The sequence below is a fragment of the Alcanivorax sp. HI0044 genome (assembly GCF_001634945.1).
On sequence record NZ_LWEZ01001140.1, the window covers coordinates 1 to 19,123 of the forward strand.

The following is a 19,123-nucleotide window of genomic DNA, read 5'->3' on the forward strand; positions in this document are numbered from 1 at the left end:
CTGGGCGAATTCAGCGCCCGCTTCCCCAATCACAGCCTGGGCAACGCCGCTTCGCTGGACAAACTGGCCGCCTTCAACCCCATCGTCAGCGGTCCGGTTTTCCCGCCGCCAGCATGAGCCCACCTGTCGGGGCAGCACAGGGCGGCCCCGGCAGGTACACTGCTGTCACCCTCCTTTGCTGACAACCTGAAGACGACTGCCATGGTTTCGCTGCTCCCCGCTGCCCGCCTGATCACATTGATCACACCTGCCCTGCTCCTGCTGGCCATGCCGGCACAGGCGCGCTGGCAACAACAGGATTGGGATGTAATGGGCACCCGGGCCAGCGTCACGCTGTGGTCCGAGCAGGATGCGGCGCTCTTGTTCGACGCGCTGGAAGAAGAAATGGCGCGCTTGAATGCCTTGCTGTCGCCCTGGGTCGAAAGCAGCGAACTGGCCCGGGTCAACGCCCATGCCGGCGAGACAACACAAACCATCAGCGTGGAATTTTATCAGCTGCTGGCGCGCTCTCTGGATTACTACCAACTCACCGATGGCGCCTTCGATATTACCTTTGCCAGTGCCGGGCACCTGTACGATTACCGCGATGGCAAGGCGCCGGACGATACCGAGCTGGCCGCCGCGAGTCAGCATATCGGTGCCGACCGCATTGAACTGACCGCACCGGACAAGGTCCGCTTCCGTGACCCCGGCACCCGTATTGACCTGGGCGGCATCGCCAAGGGGTACGCGATTGATCAGGGCATCGCCTTGTTGAAAGAGGCGGGCATCGAGCACGCCTACCTGTCACTGGGCGGGGACAGCTATGTACTGGGGGATCATCGGGGTCGCCCGTGGGAAGTGGGAATTCAACATCCACGCAGCAAACAGGACATCGCCATGAGGCTACCCATGGCCGACCTGGCCATGTCCACCTCAGGGGATTATCAGCGTTACTTCATCCAGGACGGCCGCCGCATTCACCACATCCTGTCGCCGAAAACCGGAAAAAGCATCGATGGGCTGGCCAGCGTGACCGTGTTGTGTGACAACAGCATTGATGCCGACGCCCTCTCCACCAGCGTCTTTGTGCTGGGGGCGGAAAAGGGCCTGGCGCTGATCAATCGCCTGCCCGGCACTTCGGCCATCATCATCGACCGGAAGGGAAACGTTACCTACTCTGACGATCTGACTGGCGGCTGAGAGGACAAGACGCCAGACGCCCAATGCCTGGAGCCTGACGCAATAAACAGCAGGTCGGATTAGGGAACCTCTCAATAACGCCTTGCATGCTCAGCGTGACCTCAAGCGCGAACCAGCAGGCCGACCCCGGCCCCCACCATCACGCTACCGGTGCCGAGTTGCAGCGGCCGTCGATAGCGACCCGGCAAGGCCACCGCCGCCAGCCGGCTTGCCAGCAAGGCATAGGCGACTTTTACACCGCCCACGGCCACGACCGTTACCCACAACACCGCAGCGCTCGCCGGGCCTTGCAGCGCAGGCACATCCACAAACACCGGCAGCAAACTGGCATAAAACACGATGGCCTTGATATCGCCCAGCGTCACCAGCAGGCCCGCCATAAAGCTCACACCATGATGACCTGCACGCGTATCACCACTGCCCGAATGGCCCGCTATCGCCACCCGTGAACGCATCAACTTCACGCCAAAACCGATCAACCACAGCGCTGCCAGTATCCGCACCACCACAAACGCCGCGCCCAGCCACTGGGCCAGTGCCACCATGCCAAACAGCGCAACACTCACAAACAACAGGTCCGCCAGCACAATACCTGCGGCCACCAGCAAACCATGGGAAACCCCGAACCGGGCTGAACGGACCACCACCAACGCCACACTGGTACTGGGCAGCGCCGCCATTGCCACCAGGGATAGCATCAACAGAAACAGCGACGGGATATCCATAAACCCTCACCGAAACAGAACAATGAACAATGCCAGTTTACAGCGAACCCGGACCATCCTGCGCGTCACAGCACAACCGGCCCTGCTCCAGCTGCAAACGCAGAACCGTACGGTAATCCTCCGCCTGCGGAAAATCCGCCGCACCGGTCAGGTAGAGACTGTCGTCCCGCAGGGTTTGGCCCACCACCAACGTGCCGGTAAAGCCAAGAGGAAGCTGCAACGCAGGATAGCGCCAGGGCATCAGCCCCCCTCTCACCCTTTCCGGTGCCACCTCGTTAATTCTCGGCCAGCGCGCCGGAGTGGAAATAATATCCCCCTGCTCGTCCAGGCCGATCACCCCACTGGCCGGCTCACACAATTCCAGTTCATTCAGGAACAGGGTGTCGCCCTCAATCACGTAATGGCACAGGTAACCCCGCCAGCAATCGGAGCTGTCTCCATCCGGGTAAAGACCCCAGTCCGCCGGCGAAAACGCCCCACCACTGATCAGGTCGAACCCCTGCCCGGCGTGGCGCAAGGAATCCAGCTGTTGCGCGGTCACCGGGGCGACCCCATGGGCGGCTGCAACGGGAACTCGGGGGACTGGGGCGCGGCATCTGTCGGTGCCTGCTCACGCTCGCGGCTGCTGCGCAAGGCGCGATGGTAAAGATCAGCCAGCCCTTCATGGGCCGAAGCACTGAAACGCTTCAGGCGGTTGCGGGTTTCGGTGACCTGTTCATAGGCCGAGGCCTGCAATCCGTACTGTTGGCGACGCATCAGCAGCGCCCCGCGTTTCTGTAAGCGTTCCAGCTCGCCGGTCAGTGCATTCAATTCTTGCGAGAAATCTTCCAACCGCTCGGAGCGGTATGTGGCAAACAGCACACGGCTGCGCAGCACACGGGTTTCATCCAGCAACCCATCGATTTCATTAAGCTGATGCTGACGTTCCCACTGGCGCGGCACGATGTTTTCCTGCATCTCCCACAGCAACACGCCTTTGTAGAAATCCAGCTTGGCGGTCACGTCAGGGCGCTTTCGCTTGCCCCAGCCATCGGTGCGCTGCTCGGCATTCTGCTGGGCCTCCCACAGCTTGCGTTCCTTGTCGGTGGCGAAGGGGAGCGGGTCCTGTTTGGCCACGGCCTCATCGTAACGGCGCTGCAAACGGGTCATGCGTCCCTGGAAATCCTGCTGTGACAGATCGTCCAATAACGCTCGGGCCGCAGGGCGGGTTTCATCCTGCTTGCGCCGATGGGCCGCCATCAATGTCTCGAAGGCCGGCAGCTTCTCCTGCCATTGCGTAAGCAGGTTCTTCTGCCGCAACAGCTCGTGGTAATTATTCCAGCCGCGCTGAAATTCGGTGGTGGCGAACCATTCATAAAAGGTTGGGAAACTTTCCACCCGGCGCGGCAGAAACGGCGGCACCGGGTCCATGGCCGTGGACCAGCGGGGCTCTCCCACCATGGCCGTAAACCATTCACCACTGGCTATATCGGCTTCCACTTCCAGCAGGTATTGCTGCAAAACATCAAAGCGCTCCAGCGCAGTCTCGAATCCCTGTCTGGCAGAACGCTGGTCCCCCATTTGTTCGTACAGGTAGGGAATCGCCAGCTGCGCTTCCTGCACTGGCAAGCGCTGGATCGATTTCGTGTCCAGCTGCTGCAGCACCGGCAATGCCTTGCCTGGCTGGTTTTCGATAAGCAGCGCACGGGCATAGAGCAGCAGGGAGATATCAGCAAAAGGCCCTTCCAGGCGGGCATCGCGCAGCAGGGTCAGCGCCCGGTCTTCCTGGTCGCTGCGCATCATGTAGATCGCCAGCGCCAACATGGCTTTTTCCTTGATGGCGTTGGTCTGGGCATCCCCTGGCGGCAAGTTGGCCAGCTGCCAAAGCCACTCCTGGCCCAGCCCCGGGTGCTTGCCGTTAATCCAGCTGATTGCCAGGTTGTAACGCAGGTAGGCATTGAGTGGGTGATCTTCGGAAAACGCATCAAGCAGCTCTGCGGCGTCTTCATAGCGTTGCAGGCGCATCAATATCCGCGCTCGCAAACTGAAATATACCTCTTCCAGTTTTGCCGGCGGCTCACCGACCTGCTGATCCAGCATGGTCAGCGCCTGTTCATATTTCTGCTGGCGGTAATAGAGGCCGGCCAGATGGATCCACGCCCGCTGGGCGACCTCACCGCTGACCTGGGTATCCAGTAGCTGGTTGAAAACCTGCTCGGCGTCTTCGGGCATGCCGTAGGCGCTGTACATGGCCCCCAACAGCACTTCCATATCCGCCTTGTGGATATCCACCTCGCCCCGCTCCAGCGCCATCTGGGCGCGGGTCAGAGCAGCAAAATAATCCCCTTTGAGGTAAAGATAAGCCACCTCGCCATAGGCCAGCTCCTGTACCTGATGAGGTTCGTCCAGGCGGGCCTGGCTCAGGGAGCTGAGCAACAACAGCCCCACCGCCAGCCCTTTCAAGCATCCGCGCATTCGCATAGACCGCTCTCAGCGCCAGTCGCGAAAACGGAAACGCGGCTGCTGTTTGGCGGTATCGTCCTCGATATGAAGCTGAACGAAATGGCGGCCATGATTCTTGTCGAAGTGGCCGGTCACCCCGTGGCGCATTTCCCGTCCGGCAGGGCCAATGCCGGTGATAAAGGCCGTGAGTTCATGGTCACCATTCTTCACATTGGCCAGCGCCAGGCGCTGCACCGCACCGTTCATCAGGGCGCGGATTTCCTTTTCCGTATAAAGGTGGCTGGCCAACACTTCGCCATCCAGCTCCAGCGTGATGCTGTCCAGTTGAAAAAAATGCCCCACATCCAGAGACACGTAAATCCCGACCTGGGTATCGGCGGGGAACAGCAACTCTTCTTCCAGCAATAGCAGGCGTTTATTGACTTCCAGCACGTCACGTTTGAAATCGGCCAGATCCTTGTCCAGCTCGGCCCCGTGCAGCTGGGCTGCGACCAGCATCAACAACAAAATGAATGCGCGGCGCATGTGCGCTCCCCCGGTGTTAGCGATTATCTACGTTGTTTTCAGATACGTTCTTTTCAGGAAATCTACCATAGCTTGTCGGCTTTGACTGTTGTGATTGTCACAGCCTGCCGGATACAAATTTACGACATCTGGTACTTGCTTTCGCCCCGGCGATCACGCGACTATCGAGAAAGCCGGATGATTCTGTCATTCGGCCCTCGTGCCGGCGGCCCGGTCAGGATGCCGCACCACAGGCGCCCCGCAAGGGGCGCGGTGGTGTGACTGGCGATCGGGCCGTCCGGCACGCATTAATCACCCTCCTCCCTCTTCTGTTTCTTCTGCTTCACACTGGCAACTTTCCCGTTATGCTGGCCTCTAACCGGCACGTCGTAACCCCCTGTGCCCTATGGATGGAGTGAGTAGATGAAAAAAGCGGTTTCCCTGTGGATGGCCATGGGCCTGCTGATACTGAGCGGCTGCCAGAGCCTGGCTGGCCTGGAGTCGCCGGAAGTCAGCGTATCCGGCATTAACCTGAACAGTTTCAACCTGTTCGAGCAGGAATGGGGGCTGACCCTGCGGGCCCGCAACCCCAACAACCGGGAACTCACCCTCAACAGCCTGGATTACGAGATCTACGTCAATGGGGAGAAATTTGCCCGTGGACTGACCAACGAACGCATCACTCTGCCCGCCATGGGCGATGCCCAGGTCACCACCACCATTACCACCAGCCTGTTGAGCAGCCTGCAGCAGCTGCAGAAAATCCAGCAGAATCAGGACCAGCCACTGCAATACCGGCTGGTCGGCAAGGCACGGGTGGCGGGTGTGCCGATTCCCCTGTCTTTCGACAAGGAAGGCGAAATGGAACTGCCGACGATGCCTTGAAGCCACTGTCTTGCAATCCTTGCTGTAGGAGCTTGCCTGCAAGCGAACATCGACCCTGGTCCGCCAAGCCGGTTCGCCTGCAAGCAGCCTCCTGCAGTCCATGAAACCTCTGTGGTAAAAATCATCCACCCTTACGCTCGCGCCGGAAGCGACCGGGCGTCTGCCCGGTCCAGCGGCGGAAGGCGTGGTTGAAGTTGGACAGCTCGGAGAAACCCAGCCGGTCGCTGATTTCTTCCATGCCCAGACCGCCCAGAATCAGCCACTGCTCCGCCAGCATCCGCCGAACCTCATCCAGCAGCTCCCGATAACCGGTGCCCTCCGAACGCAGCTGCCGGCGCAGTGTACGGCTGGTGACGCCCAGTTCCGATGCCATTTCCTCCATGTCCGGGAAGCTGCCCGGCTGGCTGAGCAGGCGCCGGCGCACTTGTAACGCCACCCCGCCCTGGCGATAGCGCTGCACCAGCAGTTGTTGGCACTGCTCCTCGCAGAGTCGGGCGGTGACCGGGTTGGCCTGGGGCAAGGGCATATCCAACAGACCAGCCACAAACCGGGCCTGATTGTGCGGCTGATCGAAACGGGGCGGCAGGCCGAAGATGGCGGTAAACGGCGCCGGATCCTGCTCCGGCAATCGCAAGTCCAGAGAGGACAGTGGAATACGGCTGGCGAACAACTCTTCCTGCACCATCATCACGGCACTGGCATCCCGGGCCAGCAGGTAGGGGCGAATGGTTTCCGGCAGCCCGCTGTCGTCCAGCATCAACACCGCCTCGTTCTGCGCTTCCTCCAGGCGGATATCCAGAAAGGCAAAGGTCAGATCCAGGTAGCGCACCCCCAGCTCCACCGCCTGCCGGAAGGTGGGGCTGCTGAGCAGGGCAAAGCCCCACACCCCGTAACTGCTCAGGTGATAACGCTGCCCCATGGCCAGGCCGTGCCGGGCCGGGTCATCCAGCTGCGCACAGAGGTTTTCCACCACCCGCCGCTCCTGGGCCCGCGCAATGGTGGCATCCGCCCGGTGCAGTATGGCCGGGTCGATATCACTGCCTGCCAGGCAGGCCTGAACATCCAGCCCCTGTTCGGCGGCGTAGGCCAGCTGCAGGCGCACACTGGTAATGGCGCGACGTACATCCATGAAGTGTCCGTTTCCCACAATTTTCTGTCCCAGAATGCCATAAACAAGGCGTTTATGTATCGCTAGAGTGGAGCGTAACGTTATTAACTGGATTGTTTCCCATGCAAGCAACGCACAACGTGATCATTATTGGCGCCGGCTTCGGTGGACTGGGCATGGCCATTCGCCTCAAAGCCCAGGGGCAGGACGACCTGCTGCTGATCGAAAAGGGCCACGATGTTGGCGGCTGCTGGCGCGACAACACCTACCCTGGTGCCGCCTGTGATGTGCCCTCTCATCTGTATTCGTTTTCCTTTGAACGCCATTACCCGTGGAGCCGTCGCTTCGCGCCGCAGAAAGAAATTTTTGCCTACCAGCAATACTGCGCACGCAAATACGATCTGTATCGCCACATTCGCTTCAACACTGAAGTGGCCGAAGCCCGCTTTCTGGATGATGCCGGCCTGTGGGAAATCACCCTGACCAATGGCGAGGTGATCACCTGTCGCGCCCTGATCACCGCCACCGGCCAACTCAACCAACCGGCGTACCCGCCGCTTGCCGGCATCGAGGACTTCCAGGGCCCACATTTCCACAGCGCCCGCTGGAATCACGATGAAGACCTGACCGGCAAAACCGTGGCCGTGGTCGGCACCGGGGCCAGCGCCATCCAGTTTGTGCCGGAAGTGGCCAAAGTGGCCGGCAAGGTCAAGCTGTTCCAGCGCTCCGCCGCCCATGTAATTGCCAAACCGGACCGCGCCTACAAGAAAGCGGAACACTGGGTTTTGAAGAAACTGCCGCTGACCCAAACGCTGGATCGCATGCGCATTTATGCGGCCAATGAATCCCGGGTGCTGGGCTTTACCTCTTTCCAGAAGGCCATGGGGGTGTACGAGTGGCTGTTCTCACGGCACCTGAAAAAACAGATTAGTGATCCGGTGCTGCGCGAAAAGCTGACCCCGGATTACCCCATGGGCTGCAAGCGCATCCTGATGTCCAACGACTACTATCCGGCACTGGCCCAGGCCAATACGGAAGTGATCAACTACGGTATCGATGCGGTGGACAAACAGGGCCTCACCGACAGCAGCGGCGCCCACCACGATGTGGACGTGATCATCTACGGCACCGGGTTCAAGGCCACCGATTTCCTGACCCCGATGACCATCACCGGCCGCGATGGAGTGGACCTGAATACCGCCTGGCAGGACGGCGCCGAAGCGTACCTGGGGATCACCGTGCGCGGCTTCCCCAACCTGTTCATGCTCTATGGTCCCAACACCAACCTGGGCCACAATTCCATTATCTACATGCTGGAAAGCCAGATTCATTACGTACAACAATGCCTGGCAGAAATGGACGAGCAAAAACTGCATTCTCTGGAAGTGCGCGAAAGCGTGCAGGCACGCTTCAACGACAACGTGCAACGTAAAATCAGCGACACGGTATGGGACAAGGGCTGCCACAGCTGGTACAAAACCGAAAGCGGCAAGAACACCAACAACTGGCCCGGGTTCACCTTTGACTACCGCCGCCAGACCCAGCACCTGGAACTCAGCGACTACGAGTACAAAGCCCTATGAGCCTGTTTGTTGACCGCATCAGCCGCAGCCAGTCCACCGTTCAGCAGTTGCTGGCTGGCGCCCTGCGCCAGTCCCTGGCCCTGCTGTTCAAACCCGTCGCCAACCCCCGTTTCAGCTTTGCCGCGCAACGGCGCTGGCTGGACATCATGGCCTACAGCACCCTCAAGGCCGGCGGCATCGGCAGCCATGACAAGGCCATTGCCAATGTACCCTGCCGCCACTACCAGCCACTGCATGCGCAAAGCACCGTGCTCTATCTGCACGGCGGCGGCTACGTGGCCGGCAGCCCGGACAGCCACAAGGCGATTACCTCGCACCTGGCCAAGTTTGCCAATGCCCACGTGGTGGTGCCGGATTACCGGCTCGCCCCCGAGCACCCCTGCCCCGCCGCCATCGAAGATGCCGTCGCGGTCTACCAGGCCCTGCTGGACGACGGTGTCAGCCCCGCATCGCTGACCTTGATGGGAGACTCCGCCGGAGGCGGACTGGCGCTGGCCACACTGCAAGCCCTTAAAGCCGCCGGCACGCCGCTACCCAGTGCGGCCATCCTGTTTTCCCCCTGGGTTGACCTGACACTGGGCCAGCTCTTCGACACCGACCGGGACATCATGCTCAGCCATGCCTGGCTGGCCAGCGCGGCCAGTGCCTACGCCGGTGACGACACCCGCAATCCACAATGCTCCCCCCTGTTCGGCGACTTGAGTGATTTGCCCCCCACCCTGATCCAGGCCGGCGGCGACGAAATTCTGCTCAATGACAGCCACCGCCTGTGCACCGCCTTGAACGAAGCCGGCACGCTCACACGGCTACAGATTCACCCCCAGCGCTGGCACGACTTCCAATTGCATGCCGGCGTACTGGCGGATTCGGATCAGGCCCTGATGACCTGCGCCCGCTTTATCCACCAACACGCAATTCATAAAAACGGGAAAGGTGCCAACGCATGAAACGCATTCTGATTACTGGCGCCGCCAGCGGCATCGGACTGGCCACCGCCACACTCTTCCACAACAAAGGCTGGCAGGTGGGCCTGACCGACATCAATGAAACCGCCCTCGCCAGGCTGGCAAAAGAGCTGGATGGCAGTTGGTATCAACGGCTGGACGTCACCGACGCCGGCGCCTGCCAGCAGGCGTGCCAGGCCTTTGCCCAGGGCAAGGGTTTTGACGTGCTGTTCAACTGCGCTGGCATCCTGCGCATGGGGCACTTCGAAGACATCAGCGCCGCCCAGCACAAGCAGATCATTGATATCAATGTCACCGGGTTGGTCAACATGACCCTGGCGGCACAAGCGCACCTGCAACTGAGCACCGACCCCGCCGTCATCAACATGAGCTCCGCGTCTGCGCTCTACGGGGTGCCTCACCTGGCCTCTTATTCCGCCAGCAAGTTTGCCGTGCGCGCGCTCACCGAAGCACTCAATATCGAGTGGGCCCGCCAGGGCATTCGGGTGGTGGATATCATGCCGCCGTTTGTGAAAACGCCGATGCTGGACAACGCTGAATTCCGTGCCCCGGTGGTGGACCGCATGGGGGTGAATCTGACCGCCGACGACATTGCGGCCAAAGCCTGGCAGGCCGCCAATGAAAACGTCGCGGTGCATAACCCGGTCGGCGGGGTGTTCAAATTCATCAAGCTGCTGGACAAGGTGCTGCCCAGCGGCTCCACCAAGATGACCATGACGTTTCTCAGCCGGGAATAGTCCGCGTCAGGGTTTCTCCGGCGGCCGGGGAAAACGGATTTTGACCTTGCGACGACCCCATTCGCGGGCCGCCTGCAAATTCTCTCCCATATAGATATCAATCTTGCGTTTCCAGCGCCGGTGCATCTTGTCCTTCACCACCCACACACCCGGCAAGCCCTCCACGGTGACTTCAGTATTGTGGGCCAACCCCAGCCGGATCAGGTCGCGGGACACTGCGATGGCCTGCATTCCCGGCACCAGCCGGTCGCCCCAGGCGGCGAGCGCATGGTCGCGGCCCGCCCCCTGCCCGTGCAGTGAGTTATAGGCCGAAGCCGTTACCGTCAGCTCCATCATCGGCACCACCGGCGCCTTGTCTGCCTCACAGCGAGAGACCAGCCCGGTCGTGACCACCAGAGCCAGAAAAAAAATTGCCGCATTCACTCGCCGTTGCAACGGCACTGCTACGCTCATGGCATGACTCTCCGTACTTTGCGCTTTTCTCTTATTCTTTTTACCGGGGTACTGATGGCCGCATGCAGTCTTTTTTCCGGCAAACAGTCAGACACCACCAGTATACCTGAGCCCCTCACCGATACTGTGCGCGAGTGGGTCCCTGCCGGCACGCCACGAGGAGTGATTCTCGGCCTGCATAGCTTCGGGGATTTCGGCGCCGCGTTTGAACAGCTGGGCCCCTGGTTTGCCGAAGCCGGCTATGTGTTTGTGGCCTACGATCAGGCCGGCTTTGGCGACCGGCTGGTGCAAGGCCGCTGGGCTGGTGAGCAGCAACTGGTCGATGATGCGGCGACGCAGATCCGGCGCCTGCACCAGACCCATGCCGCACCCCTGTTTGTGCTCGGCGAAAGCCTGGGTGGCGCCGTGGCCATACTGGCCGCCCAGCAGGAACCGGACAAGGTCGCCGGGTTGATGCTGGCCGGGCCCGCGGTGCGCGAAGGGATTCGTTTTCGTTATGGCTGGAACGCCGCCATCGCCACCGCTGCTACCCTGGCGCCGGGTTACCGCCTCACCGTTGAACGCAACGCCGATGATCCCACCCTCGCCCCAACCAGCGCTCAACGCCTGGCCGAGGATCCGCGCGTTATGCGTGAGGTTCGGATGGACGCGTACTGGGGGCTGATCAAGCTGGCGGACAGCGCCAGCGATTCGGCCAACAACCTGAACATCCCGACACTGCTGCTGTACGGTGGCAAGGACCATTCCGTCCCGGAAGCAGGCATTCGCCACCTGCAGGCGCATTTATCCGCCAACGACCGGGGGGAATACCGTTTCTATCCGAATGCGCCGCACCTGTTGCTGCAAAGCCGGCAGTGGCAGCAGGTTTGCCAGGACATTTTCCAGTGGCTTGCCATGACCCAACTGCCACAGAAAAACGCAGAAAATGGCCCCACCGGCCCCACTCCCACCTGTGAGGCCTGTTAAGCTGACCACACACCAACAGGGAAGCGGGGCAAGGACCATCATGAGCAAACGCGTACTGATCACCGGCGGCAATTCCGGCATTGGTTTCTGCACGGCAGAACAACTGGCCGGCCGTGGCGCGGAGGTTATCCTCGCCTGCCGCGACCAGACCAAGGGGCAGGCCGCCGTGGCCAAAATCAAGAACGCCCACCCACAGGCAAAAGTGCGCCTGTTTGCCCTGGATCTGGCAGACCTTGAACAGGTACGCGATTGCGCCGCTGAGCTCTATCAGGAACTGGGCCACATTGATGTGCTGATCAACAACGCCGGCGTGGTGCCCACCCAGCAGGAATTCACCAAAGACGGTTATGAAATGCAGTTCGGGGTGAATTACCTGGCGCCGGTGCTGTTCACGCACCTGATGTTGCCCCTGCTACAGAAAGGCACCCAACCCCGTATCCTGCACCTGGCCTCGGTGGCTCACTGGCTGGGCCGGATCAACAAGAAGACCTGGAAAGGTCGCAAGCCCTACCTGGTCATGGACGCCTATGGCCAGTCCAAACTCGCCAACATCCTGTTCAGCAACGTACTGGCAGAGCGCCTGCAAGAGGCGGGCATTACCAGCAACGCCCTGCACCCCGGCGGCGTGGACACGCCGATTTTCCGCCATGTCCCCAGCGCCGTCATGGCACTGATTCGCCCCACGCTCACCACCCCGGAAAAAGCCGCATCGCTTCCCGTGAGCCTGGCGCTGGACGAACAGTACGCGGATATCAGCGGTGAGTATTTCGCCAATCACAAGCCGGCCCTGCGCTCGCCCCGGGCCCGCAACCGCAGCCTGGCCGATGAGCTGTATTACGACACCATGGCCGAACTGAATATGCCGGCATTGTGAGCAAAAAAAGTTTTTCACGGGTCAGCGAGAATGTCAGCTTTCCCGCCGTTTTCCTGGCTTATAGCGTATCACTCACACTTTGCAGGACGCTCGACGCCGAATGCCTGACGCAAAACACCCGCGCTGAGAGGCGGTCACTATTCCGGCCCCTCTTTTGAGAAATACTCCAGGGACAATCAGGTAACACCTGTTGACGAAAAGCGCAGAGGAATCAATCAGGGGCTTGACTGAAAGCGTCAGCCGTCGGGCATCCGGCGTCCAGCGGTTTGCCAAGGCAGGATCACAGAAAAAATCCCTATATCAGCTCATTCACTCCATTGCGCGATCAAATCCCAAAACGGCAACCGATAACCCGTCACTCCAGTGCCGCCTCCCTGACCGCCGCTTGCAGCTCGGGATAGAACGCCAGGAACCCGGCCTCCAGGGCCTGATAGCGCGGCTCAATTTCCTGGATGATACCGGCAAAGTCATTGGCAAAACGGATACGCCCGGCGATCACATCCAGCGCCTGCCCAACCCGCTCCAACTCCCCGTATTGGTTAAGAAGATCATGCTCGATCAGACGCTCCACCCGCTCACGCATGGGCAGGTGCATCAACGGCAGGCCCGCTTGCAGATGTTGGTAATCACGGGCAATGGCGGCGTCCCGATCATGGCCATAGAAGGTGGCCCAGTGCTGCCACAGAAAATGATCGAACAGCACATCCAGCGCCACTCCGGCAAAGCGTCGGCGGCGGGCCGAAAAGCTGCGGCGTTGCGCCATGACCCAGGGGTGGTGGTCGGTAAAGCGGTCCACCAGACGATGATTATCCAGCCCCCGCCGTAGCGGCGCGCTCAATTCTCTGACCTCCACACCGCGCATGAAGTCCCCCAGCACGTTGCCCACCTTGGAGGGCACCGACGGTTGCGCCAGGGTCAAATGGGCCAGGTAATTCACGGTGATCCACGGTCCAGCCGGTAACGCAGATTCTGACGTACGGCCGGCCATTCCTGCTCAAGAATGGAGAACACCACGGTATCGCGGTACACCCCGTCCGCTGAACGCGTGTGGTGGCGCAGCACACCATCCTGCTTGGCCCCCAGACGGGCAATGGCCGTGCGCGACGCGTGGTTATGCCAGTGGGTCCGCAACTCCACCGCGATGGCATTCAGGGTTTCAAAAGCATGGCCCAGCAGCAACAGCTTGCACTCGCTGTTCACCGCGCTGCGCTGAAAACGGTGGGCGTACCAGGTATGGCCAAGTTCCAGGCGCCGATTATCCTCATCGACACGAAAGAAACGGGTGCTGCCGATCACCTTGCCGCTGGCAAGGTGGCGCACCGCGAAGGGCATGTCACCGTGCTGATCCCTGCCCCGCAAGGCGGTGTCGATATATTCCGCCACCCCCTGTGGGTCCGGCACGGTGGTGTACCAGAGTGTCCACAACGCACCATCAGCGGTGGCCTCGGCCAGGTCATCCGCATGGGCCTGCTGGAGCGGTTCCAGCACCACGTGCTGACCTTCCAGCCGGACAGGCTCTATCCAGCGATGCACGGGCGGTTGGTTCAACGGGCTATCCTCTCTTCAGGGTATGAACCCTCAGGATAGCCGACTAGCCCCGCTGGTGTCCTGGCGCTGCAGACGCACCACATGCCCCTCACGGGGCTGACCACCATTCAGGTAAAGGTCTTCCACCACGGCCCGCGCCGCCTCCAGCCCCTGGTGCACACGCAAGGTCATCCAGCCATTACAGGGGTCACTGACGGCGCGCAGGAAACGGCGCTGCACCGCTCCGAAACGCCGGCTCAGGGTTGGCGCGCCCCAATCCTGGTTACGCTTGCGAATCTGGATCGGGGCGAAGAACGACTGCGGCACCGGATCCGACCAGCGCGTTTCGTCCAGGTAATCCGTGTTGGTGGCGGAGCCGGCGAAGCAATCATGGACCAGGGAAGCGCCGAAGTGGGCACGCACCCGCTCACGCAAGGCGTCACTGCCGGAAAAGTCCACATACAGGGTGGGAACGCTGGCATCCAGCTGCTCCAGGCCATCGTAGTCTGCCACCTGATCATACAAGCCCAGCCCGGCCACATATTCACAGTGGTGTGCCGAGGTCAGCCCAATACATTGCGGCGCTTCACCGCTGGCACCGCAGGGGCCATCGGCCTGAGCGAAAGCGGTGCCATAGGCGGTTTTGCTGGAGGCGCTGGAGAACACCACCTGGCGGGCGCCGAAGTAACCGTTGTCGGCAAGGTAATCCGCCAGCATGTACGAGGTGAAAAACAGCGGCCGCAACAGCATCTGGAAATCCGCCAGCTCCGGGACATAGGCTTCATCAGTCTGGCAACGCGTGTACTGGTTGTAGGGAGAAGGAAGCCCCTGGCGATGCATGGCGATATCGTAAAAACCACGCTCGGTGATCCGATCGGGTTGCACGCGCAGCAAGCCCGCCATGGGAAAATACCCGTAGAATCGCTCGCCTACGGCAATCCCTTCGACCCGCGATTGCATCACCGTGGCAAATCCCCACACCGGCATATGCCCCCACCCCTCCTCATCGGTGGGGAAAAACGACCAGTAATTCATGGCATCACCAAAAGCGGCATAGGTAATGTTGTTGGTGGTCAGGGCAAAGGTGTCGAGGGCCAGCAACACTTCGCCCTGAGCCGCATCGGCCATGGCCTCGTCCTGTAACTGGCTGGCTCCCAGGTTGGCCTTGTCGGTGAGCAAACGGGCAGTGGTATTTTGCGTCATAATGATCTCCGTTGACGGGCTCTCAACGAGCCGGTTTCACTGAGATTCATGCTAACAACCCCGCCACCAGTACGGGTTCGGATTCATTTATGGGCAAAGATCGCACCGACAAATCGCTGCCGCAGCCCCACAAGCGGCCATCCCAGGCCCGGGCAAAATTCACGGTGGATTCGCTGTACGAGGGATTTGTTCGGATTTGGCGCCGTGATGGCCCGGAGGCCGCCACCACCCGCGCCATTGCAGAAGAGAGCGGTTATGCCGTCGGCACCCTGTACGAGTATTTCCCGAATCGCACAGCCTTGCTCTCAGGGTATGTGCGCCACTGCATGGAACAGCTCTGCAGCGATCTGGCAGCAGCCAACACCGCCCTGGCAGGAGAGCCATGGGAAACGCGATTGCGCAAACTGGTCCGCCTGACACTGGATGAAGACGGCCAGGCTCCGTATTTTGACCGCGAGATGCTGGAACGGGAAAACCAGATCGCCAGCGACGCCCGCCATCGACAGATTTTTCAACACCTGGCGCGGACCTGGTCACACTGCATCGCCCAGTGGGAGGATTTTCCCGGGCCCGTGGATGACACGGTGATCGATATTCTGCTGCTGACCTTGTGGGGCGGGCGTCGTTACAGCTTTCTGGTGGATGCAGGCACACCCGACCAGCGCGGGGAACTGAGTACACGCATGGCCCGGGCCCTGCTACTCCCGGAGGAATAGCCGGGCAGCCGGTCCAGATTCAGCTCAGCCCGGCGGCCAGCTGAAGGCGCGACCACCCAGCACATGCACATGCAGGTGGAATACGGTCTGGCTGGCACCCGCACCGTTGTTCACGTTCAGACGGAAATCCTCCAGCCCTTCCTGCCCGGCCACCTGACTGGCCACCAGCAACAGATGACCCAGCAGTGCCTGGTCGGCCTCTTCAGCATCGGACAGCTTGGCAATCGGCTTCTTGGGAATCACCAGAAAATGGGTGGGCGCCTGGGGATTGATATCCCGAAAGGCCAGGCACTGGTCGTCTTCGAAGATGATATCGGCCGGAATTTCCCGGTCGATGATCTTGGAGAAAAGCGTTTCAGCCATAATTGCTCTCGGTTGGGTCAGCGGAAAAGCCACGTCGGAACCCCGTAGCCATGTCACAGCATGTGCACTTTACTGTGCAACCGGTGTGCCCCGGTTCACAGCTACTACGATAACTGCTCGTAAAATGTCCGCAGCAAGCGCTGTGCACCTTAGCGGCAGCCCAGAATAATGGCATTATAGTGACCTGTCGAAACCCATCATTATCAACCGGAACAGCATGGCCACTCTTTTTGTCGAAAATTTAACCGTCGCCGATTTCTCCTACCTGCACCCCAAGCGCGGCATGGTGGGTGAATCCTGGCTGGTGGACCTGGAACTGAGCGGCGACCTGGATGATCAGGGCATGGTCTTCGACTTTGGTCACATCAAGAAGCGCATCAAGCAGATCATCGACGACAGCGTGGATCACCGCCTGCTGGTTCCCGTGGATAATGACCAGACCACCATCGCCGAACGCGATAACGCCACCAGCCTGGAATGGGTTTACCGGGGTGGCACCATCCGCATGGTGGCGCCCAGCCAGAGCCTGCTGCTGATGCCTGGCCCGGAAGTGTCCAAGGCCAGCCTGACCCTGTACCTGATGGAGCTGATCCAGACCGTGGTACCGGCAAATGTGGCGGAAGTACGCGTGGTACTGCGCGAAGAAGATACCGGCACCGCGCCGTTCTATCACTATTCCCATGGCCTGAAAAAGCACGACGGCAACTGCCAGCGCATTGCCCATGGGCATCGCTCCAGCATTCACATTTTCGAGAATGGCCGGCGCAGCCGTTACTGGGAAAAGCTCTGGGCAGACCGCTGGGAAGACATCTACCTGGGCACCGAGGAAGATCTGGAAGGCACCTACTACATCGACGAAATTCCCCACCACCGGTTCCGTTACGATGCCGAGCAAGGACATTTCGAGCTGGTGATCCCGGAAGACCATTGCTACATGGTCGATACGGACACCACCGTTGAGCAGCTGGCCGCCCATATTGCTGCCCAGCTGGCCGATGAAGCCCCCGGCAAACATTTCCGGGTCCGCGCCTTCGAAGGCGTCGGCAAGGGCGCCATTGCCGAAGCCGGCGAGAACCTGCCCGGCAAGACCCACAGCAGCTGGCTCAGCGGCGCCTCGGTGATCTGACAGGACGCTGCAAGCAACAAGCGTCAAGCTGCAACGAGGGTTGGGGGCGCTGCGACACGTTAACCACTCTGCCCGCGAAAGATCAGTTGAAAGTTCAAAGTGAAAAGTTGAAAAGGAAAACTGGACTTTTCCCGTTTCCCCATCCCGGCTTGTAGCTTGTGGCTATTCTTCTGCCAGAATTCGCTCTGCTTCTTCCTGAATCAGCCGCCGCAGCCAGCGATGTGCCACGTTGTGGTGCAACAGCGATGACCAGGCCATTTTCAATTCAAACTCGGGAATATCAAACGGCGGTTGCTTGATCAGCAGACGTTCGTTCTGGGCCTGCATGCGCGCCACCCGGCTTGGCAGTGTGGCCACCAGGTCGTTATTCATGGCCAGCAGGGCCGGCATCTGGTAATGGCGGGTGAAAATACTGATCTTGCGGCTTTTACCCAGTTGCTCCAGGGCATGATCAATCCACCCCAGCCCACCGAGCTTTTCCGGGTTCATGCCGAACCCTACGCCAAAACCGGTTTTCGACACCCAGATATGCTGGGCGGACAGATAACTGTCCAGATCAAAGCCCTTGGCAATGGGATTATCCCGGTTGAGCAAACAGGAAAACGAATCCTTCCACAGGCTCACCTGGTGAAACGACCCCGGAATTTCGTTAAAGCGGTTTACCGCCATATCGACCCGGCCCTGCTCCATGTCCTGGTAGCTCACATCCGACGGGGTCAGGAAATCCAGCACCACATTGGGGGCCTCGGCGCGCAGGCGACGAACAATATGCGGCACCAGGGTGGCTTCCGCATAATCGCTGGTCATGATCCGGAACACCCGGCGACTGTCCGCCGGCTGGAACACATCCTCGGGCGTGAACAACTGCTCCGCCTGGGAAAGAATTTGCCGCACCAGGGGCCGCAGCTCCTGTGCACGTTCCGTGGCGGTCATGCCATCGCTGGTACGAATCAACAACGGATCACCAAACAACTCACGCAACCGCTTCAGGGAATTACTCATCGCCGGCTGGGTAATCCCCAGTTGCTCGGCTGCCCGGGTCACATTCTGCTCACGCAGAAGCACATCCAGATACTTGAGCAGATTCAGGTCTGCCGCACCAATATTCATTAAGTGAATAGCCGCCAATTTTTATATCAGTAGTATCAATTGTAGCACTGCCTGATACTCACTGGCACCGTGCACCAGATCACACAGGCACGACGATTCTCCGTGTAAAAAAACTTTTACTTAGCCTAGTGTTAACCGTGTCTCTATTTCGCCATTACTGGCACGCTGCCAGTATCGCCTGGAGGCAAAAAAATGCGTAAGGTCTAAAGCTTGTGTCCAGATAACAGCACAGCCTGCTCTGTTGTCATAGGCCGGCCAGCCTCACTCGCCAGCCCCATGTAAGCAGGCGTGATTCAGAGGTTACTATGACAAGCAACGCAACCACGCGAACCGAGAAGTTCGTGGTTCGTTTTCCCTGCGGTATGCGAAACGAGGTCGCGCAAGCGGCCAACCACAGCCATCGCAGCATGAACGCGGAAATTATTGCCCGGCTGGAACATAGCCTGAAGAACTGGCCGCATACCCTGCCCCATGGCGAAGCAGCGGTGCCGCAAGGCGGCGAAGAAGCTTTCCTGCTGGAGCGCTTTCGCCAACTGCCACAGGGGAAACAACAGGCACTGTTGGCGCTGTTGGATTAGATTCACCGTGCAGGGCTAACCACAATCGTCCTTTTGTCCTTACAATACACCGCTGGCCACCTGCCCATTATCGATA

Annotated in this window: 21 protein-coding genes; 10 read left to right on the forward strand and 11 right to left on the reverse strand. The window is 60.1% G+C overall.

Annotated elements, in window-relative coordinates:
* Nucleotides 1-201 precede the first annotated feature (201 nt).
* Nucleotides 202-1,182, forward strand: coding sequence for an FAD:protein FMN transferase (locus A3730_RS14130; RefSeq protein ID WP_063538287.1), 981 nt, complete (start codon nucleotides 202-204; stop codon nucleotides 1,180-1,182).
* A 101-nt stretch (nucleotides 1,183-1,283) separates the two neighbouring features.
* Here A3730_RS14130 and A3730_RS14135 read toward each other — a convergent pair whose 3' ends face one another.
* Genes A3730_RS14135 through A3730_RS14150 form a run of 4 tightly spaced genes read right to left on the reverse strand, consistent with a single transcriptional unit; the run spans nucleotide 1,284 to nucleotide 4,874 of the window.
* Nucleotides 1,284-1,907: a LysE family translocator gene (locus A3730_RS14135; RefSeq protein ID WP_063519128.1), complete on the reverse strand. Its 624-nt coding sequence runs from the start codon at nucleotides 1,905-1,907 to the stop codon at nucleotides 1,284-1,286.
* Nucleotides 1,908-1,944: 37 nt separating this feature from the next.
* Entirely contained in the window at nucleotides 1,945-2,448 is a 504-nt protein-coding gene (locus A3730_RS14140; protein WP_063519127.1) for a hypothetical protein, read from the reverse strand.
* Nucleotides 2,445-4,367 (reverse strand): lipopolysaccharide assembly protein LapB, encoded by a 1,923-nt coding sequence (locus A3730_RS14145; protein WP_082872380.1) that lies wholly within the window; start codon nucleotides 4,365-4,367, stop codon nucleotides 2,445-2,447. Before A3730_RS14145 ends, A3730_RS14140 begins: the two co-directional genes overlap by 4 nt.
* Nucleotides 4,368-4,376: 9 nt before the next feature.
* Nucleotides 4,377-4,874 (reverse strand): hypothetical protein, encoded by a 498-nt coding sequence (locus A3730_RS14150; RefSeq protein ID WP_063519125.1) that lies wholly within the window; start codon nucleotides 4,872-4,874, stop codon nucleotides 4,377-4,379.
* Nucleotides 4,875-5,276: 402 nt separating this feature from the next.
* Here A3730_RS14150 and A3730_RS14155 point away from each other — a divergent pair, with 402 nt between their 5' ends.
* Entirely contained in the window at nucleotides 5,277-5,738 is a 462-nt protein-coding gene (locus A3730_RS14155) for an LEA type 2 family protein (RefSeq protein WP_063519124.1), read from the forward strand.
* 121 nt (nucleotides 5,739-5,859) lie between these two features.
* Here the strand turns inward: A3730_RS14155 and A3730_RS14160 are convergent, their stop codons facing one another.
* A complete protein-coding gene (locus tag A3730_RS14160) occupies nucleotides 5,860-6,867 on the reverse strand; it encodes an AraC family transcriptional regulator (protein WP_063519123.1) in 1,008 nt (335 codons plus the stop codon).
* 101 nt (nucleotides 6,868-6,968) lie between these two features.
* On the opposite strand from A3730_RS14160, the gene A3730_RS14165 reads away from it, so the two are divergent.
* From A3730_RS14165 to A3730_RS14175, 3 genes are read left to right on the forward strand one after another with little or no spacing between them, the layout of a single operon-like run.
* A complete protein-coding gene (locus A3730_RS14165; protein WP_063538289.1) occupies nucleotides 6,969-8,429 on the forward strand; it encodes an NAD(P)/FAD-dependent oxidoreductase in 1,461 nt (486 codons plus the stop codon).
* Nucleotides 8,426-9,376 carry an alpha/beta hydrolase gene (locus A3730_RS14170; RefSeq protein WP_063521017.1) on the forward strand — a complete coding sequence of 317 codons (951 nt, stop codon included), beginning with the start codon at nucleotides 8,426-8,428 and terminating at the stop codon, nucleotides 9,374-9,376. The genes A3730_RS14165 and A3730_RS14170 overlap by 4 nt, the downstream gene beginning before the upstream one ends.
* Nucleotides 9,373-10,131 carry an SDR family oxidoreductase gene (locus tag A3730_RS14175; RefSeq protein WP_063521016.1) on the forward strand — a complete coding sequence of 253 codons (759 nt, stop codon included), beginning with the start codon at nucleotides 9,373-9,375 and terminating at the stop codon, nucleotides 10,129-10,131. The genes A3730_RS14170 and A3730_RS14175 overlap by 4 nt, the downstream gene beginning before the upstream one ends.
* A 6-nt stretch (nucleotides 10,132-10,137) precedes the next feature.
* Here A3730_RS14175 and A3730_RS14180 read toward each other — a convergent pair whose 3' ends face one another.
* Nucleotides 10,138-10,584, reverse strand: coding sequence for a 3D domain-containing protein (locus tag A3730_RS14180; RefSeq protein WP_063521015.1), 447 nt, complete (start codon nucleotides 10,582-10,584; stop codon nucleotides 10,138-10,140).
* 54 nt (nucleotides 10,585-10,638) lie between these two features.
* Here A3730_RS14180 and A3730_RS14185 point away from each other — a divergent pair, with 54 nt between their 5' ends.
* Nucleotides 10,639-11,550, forward strand: coding sequence for an alpha/beta fold hydrolase (locus A3730_RS14185; RefSeq protein WP_231880702.1), 912 nt, complete (start codon nucleotides 10,639-10,641; stop codon nucleotides 11,548-11,550).
* A 40-nt stretch (nucleotides 11,551-11,590) separates the two neighbouring features.
* Nucleotides 11,591-12,424, forward strand: coding sequence for an SDR family oxidoreductase (locus A3730_RS14190; protein ID WP_063521013.1), 834 nt, complete (start codon nucleotides 11,591-11,593; stop codon nucleotides 12,422-12,424).
* A 355-nt stretch (nucleotides 12,425-12,779) separates the two neighbouring features.
* On the opposite strand, the gene A3730_RS14195 is transcribed toward A3730_RS14190, so the two are convergent.
* The 3 genes from A3730_RS14195 to A3730_RS14205 are packed head-to-tail and all read right to left on the reverse strand — an operon-like array spanning nucleotide 12,780 to nucleotide 15,154.
* Entirely contained in the window at nucleotides 12,780-13,361 is a 582-nt protein-coding gene (locus A3730_RS14195; RefSeq protein WP_063520118.1) for an ACP phosphodiesterase, read from the reverse strand.
* The gene (locus A3730_RS14200) at nucleotides 13,358-13,972 is read right to left on the reverse strand and encodes a GNAT family N-acetyltransferase (protein ID WP_231880625.1); all 615 of its coding nucleotides are present in this window, start codon (nucleotides 13,970-13,972) and stop codon (nucleotides 13,358-13,360) included. The genes A3730_RS14195 and A3730_RS14200 overlap by 4 nt, the downstream gene beginning before the upstream one ends.
* A gap of 30 nt (nucleotides 13,973-14,002) precedes the next feature.
* Nucleotides 14,003-15,154 carry a DUF2855 family protein gene (locus A3730_RS14205; protein WP_063520119.1) on the reverse strand — a complete coding sequence of 384 codons (1,152 nt, stop codon included), beginning with the start codon at nucleotides 15,152-15,154 and terminating at the stop codon, nucleotides 14,003-14,005.
* A gap of 89 nt (nucleotides 15,155-15,243) precedes the next feature.
* Between A3730_RS14205 and A3730_RS14210 the strand changes: the two genes are divergently transcribed.
* Nucleotides 15,244-15,870 carry a TetR/AcrR family transcriptional regulator gene (locus A3730_RS14210; protein WP_063520325.1) on the forward strand — a complete coding sequence of 209 codons (627 nt, stop codon included), beginning with the start codon at nucleotides 15,244-15,246 and terminating at the stop codon, nucleotides 15,868-15,870.
* Nucleotides 15,871-15,894: 24 nt separating this feature from the next.
* On the opposite strand, the gene A3730_RS14215 is transcribed toward A3730_RS14210, so the two are convergent.
* Nucleotides 15,895-16,233, reverse strand: a complete 339-nt coding sequence (locus A3730_RS14215) for a histidine triad nucleotide-binding protein (protein ID WP_063520326.1) — start codon at nucleotides 16,231-16,233, stop codon at nucleotides 15,895-15,897.
* Nucleotides 16,234-16,450: 217 nt separating this feature from the next.
* On the opposite strand from A3730_RS14215, the gene A3730_RS14220 reads away from it, so the two are divergent.
* Nucleotides 16,451-17,359: a 6-carboxytetrahydropterin synthase gene (locus A3730_RS14220; protein ID WP_063520327.1), complete on the forward strand. Its 909-nt coding sequence runs from the start codon at nucleotides 16,451-16,453 to the stop codon at nucleotides 17,357-17,359.
* A gap of 162 nt (nucleotides 17,360-17,521) precedes the next feature.
* Here the strand turns inward: A3730_RS14220 and A3730_RS14225 are convergent, their stop codons facing one another.
* On the reverse strand, nucleotides 17,522-18,469 hold the full coding sequence (locus A3730_RS14225; RefSeq protein WP_063520328.1) for a LysR family transcriptional regulator: 948 nt from the start codon (nucleotides 18,467-18,469) through the stop codon (nucleotides 17,522-17,524).
* Between the two features lie 305 nt (nucleotides 18,470-18,774).
* On the opposite strand from A3730_RS14225, the gene A3730_RS14230 reads away from it, so the two are divergent.
* Nucleotides 18,775-19,047: an Arc family DNA-binding protein gene (locus tag A3730_RS14230; protein WP_063520329.1), complete on the forward strand. Its 273-nt coding sequence runs from the start codon at nucleotides 18,775-18,777 to the stop codon at nucleotides 19,045-19,047.
* Nucleotides 19,048-19,123: the final 76 nt, after the last annotated feature.

Coding starts and splice junctions, on each gene's coding strand:
- A3730_RS14220 (WP_063520327.1), top strand. CDS start 16,451: ATGGCCACTCTTTTTGTCGAAAATTTAACCGTCGCCGATTTCTCCTAC.
- A3730_RS14155 (WP_063519124.1), top strand. CDS start 5,277: ATGAAAAAAGCGGTTTCCCTGTGGATGGCCATGGGCCTGCTGATACTG.
- A3730_RS14180 (WP_063521015.1), bottom strand. CDS start 10,584: ATGAGCGTAGCAGTGCCGTTGCAACGGCGAGTGAATGCGGCAATTTTT.
- A3730_RS14185 (WP_231880702.1), top strand. CDS start 10,639: ATGGCCGCATGCAGTCTTTTTTCCGGCAAACAGTCAGACACCACCAGT.
- A3730_RS14145 (WP_082872380.1), bottom strand. CDS start 4,367: ATGCGAATGCGCGGATGCTTGAAAGGGCTGGCGGTGGGGCTGTTGTTG.
- A3730_RS14190 (WP_063521013.1), top strand. CDS start 11,591: ATGAGCAAACGCGTACTGATCACCGGCGGCAATTCCGGCATTGGTTTC.
- A3730_RS14170 (WP_063521017.1), top strand. CDS start 8,426: ATGAGCCTGTTTGTTGACCGCATCAGCCGCAGCCAGTCCACCGTTCAG.
- A3730_RS14205 (WP_063520119.1), bottom strand. CDS start 15,154: ATGACGCAAAATACCACTGCCCGTTTGCTCACCGACAAGGCCAACCTG.
- A3730_RS14215 (WP_063520326.1), bottom strand. CDS start 16,233: ATGGCTGAAACGCTTTTCTCCAAGATCATCGACCGGGAAATTCCGGCC.
- A3730_RS14210 (WP_063520325.1), top strand. CDS start 15,244: ATGGGCAAAGATCGCACCGACAAATCGCTGCCGCAGCCCCACAAGCGG.
- A3730_RS14160 (WP_063519123.1), bottom strand. CDS start 6,867: ATGGATGTACGTCGCGCCATTACCAGTGTGCGCCTGCAGCTGGCCTAC.
- A3730_RS14130 (WP_063538287.1), top strand. CDS start 202: ATGGTTTCGCTGCTCCCCGCTGCCCGCCTGATCACATTGATCACACCT.
- A3730_RS14230 (WP_063520329.1), top strand. CDS start 18,775: ATGACAAGCAACGCAACCACGCGAACCGAGAAGTTCGTGGTTCGTTTT.
- A3730_RS14225 (WP_063520328.1), bottom strand. CDS start 18,469: ATGAATATTGGTGCGGCAGACCTGAATCTGCTCAAGTATCTGGATGTG.
- A3730_RS14150 (WP_063519125.1), bottom strand. CDS start 4,874: ATGCGCCGCGCATTCATTTTGTTGTTGATGCTGGTCGCAGCCCAGCTG.
- A3730_RS14165 (WP_063538289.1), top strand. CDS start 6,969: ATGCAAGCAACGCACAACGTGATCATTATTGGCGCCGGCTTCGGTGGA.
- A3730_RS14175 (WP_063521016.1), top strand. CDS start 9,373: ATGAAACGCATTCTGATTACTGGCGCCGCCAGCGGCATCGGACTGGCC.
- A3730_RS14135 (WP_063519128.1), bottom strand. CDS start 1,907: ATGGATATCCCGTCGCTGTTTCTGTTGATGCTATCCCTGGTGGCAATG.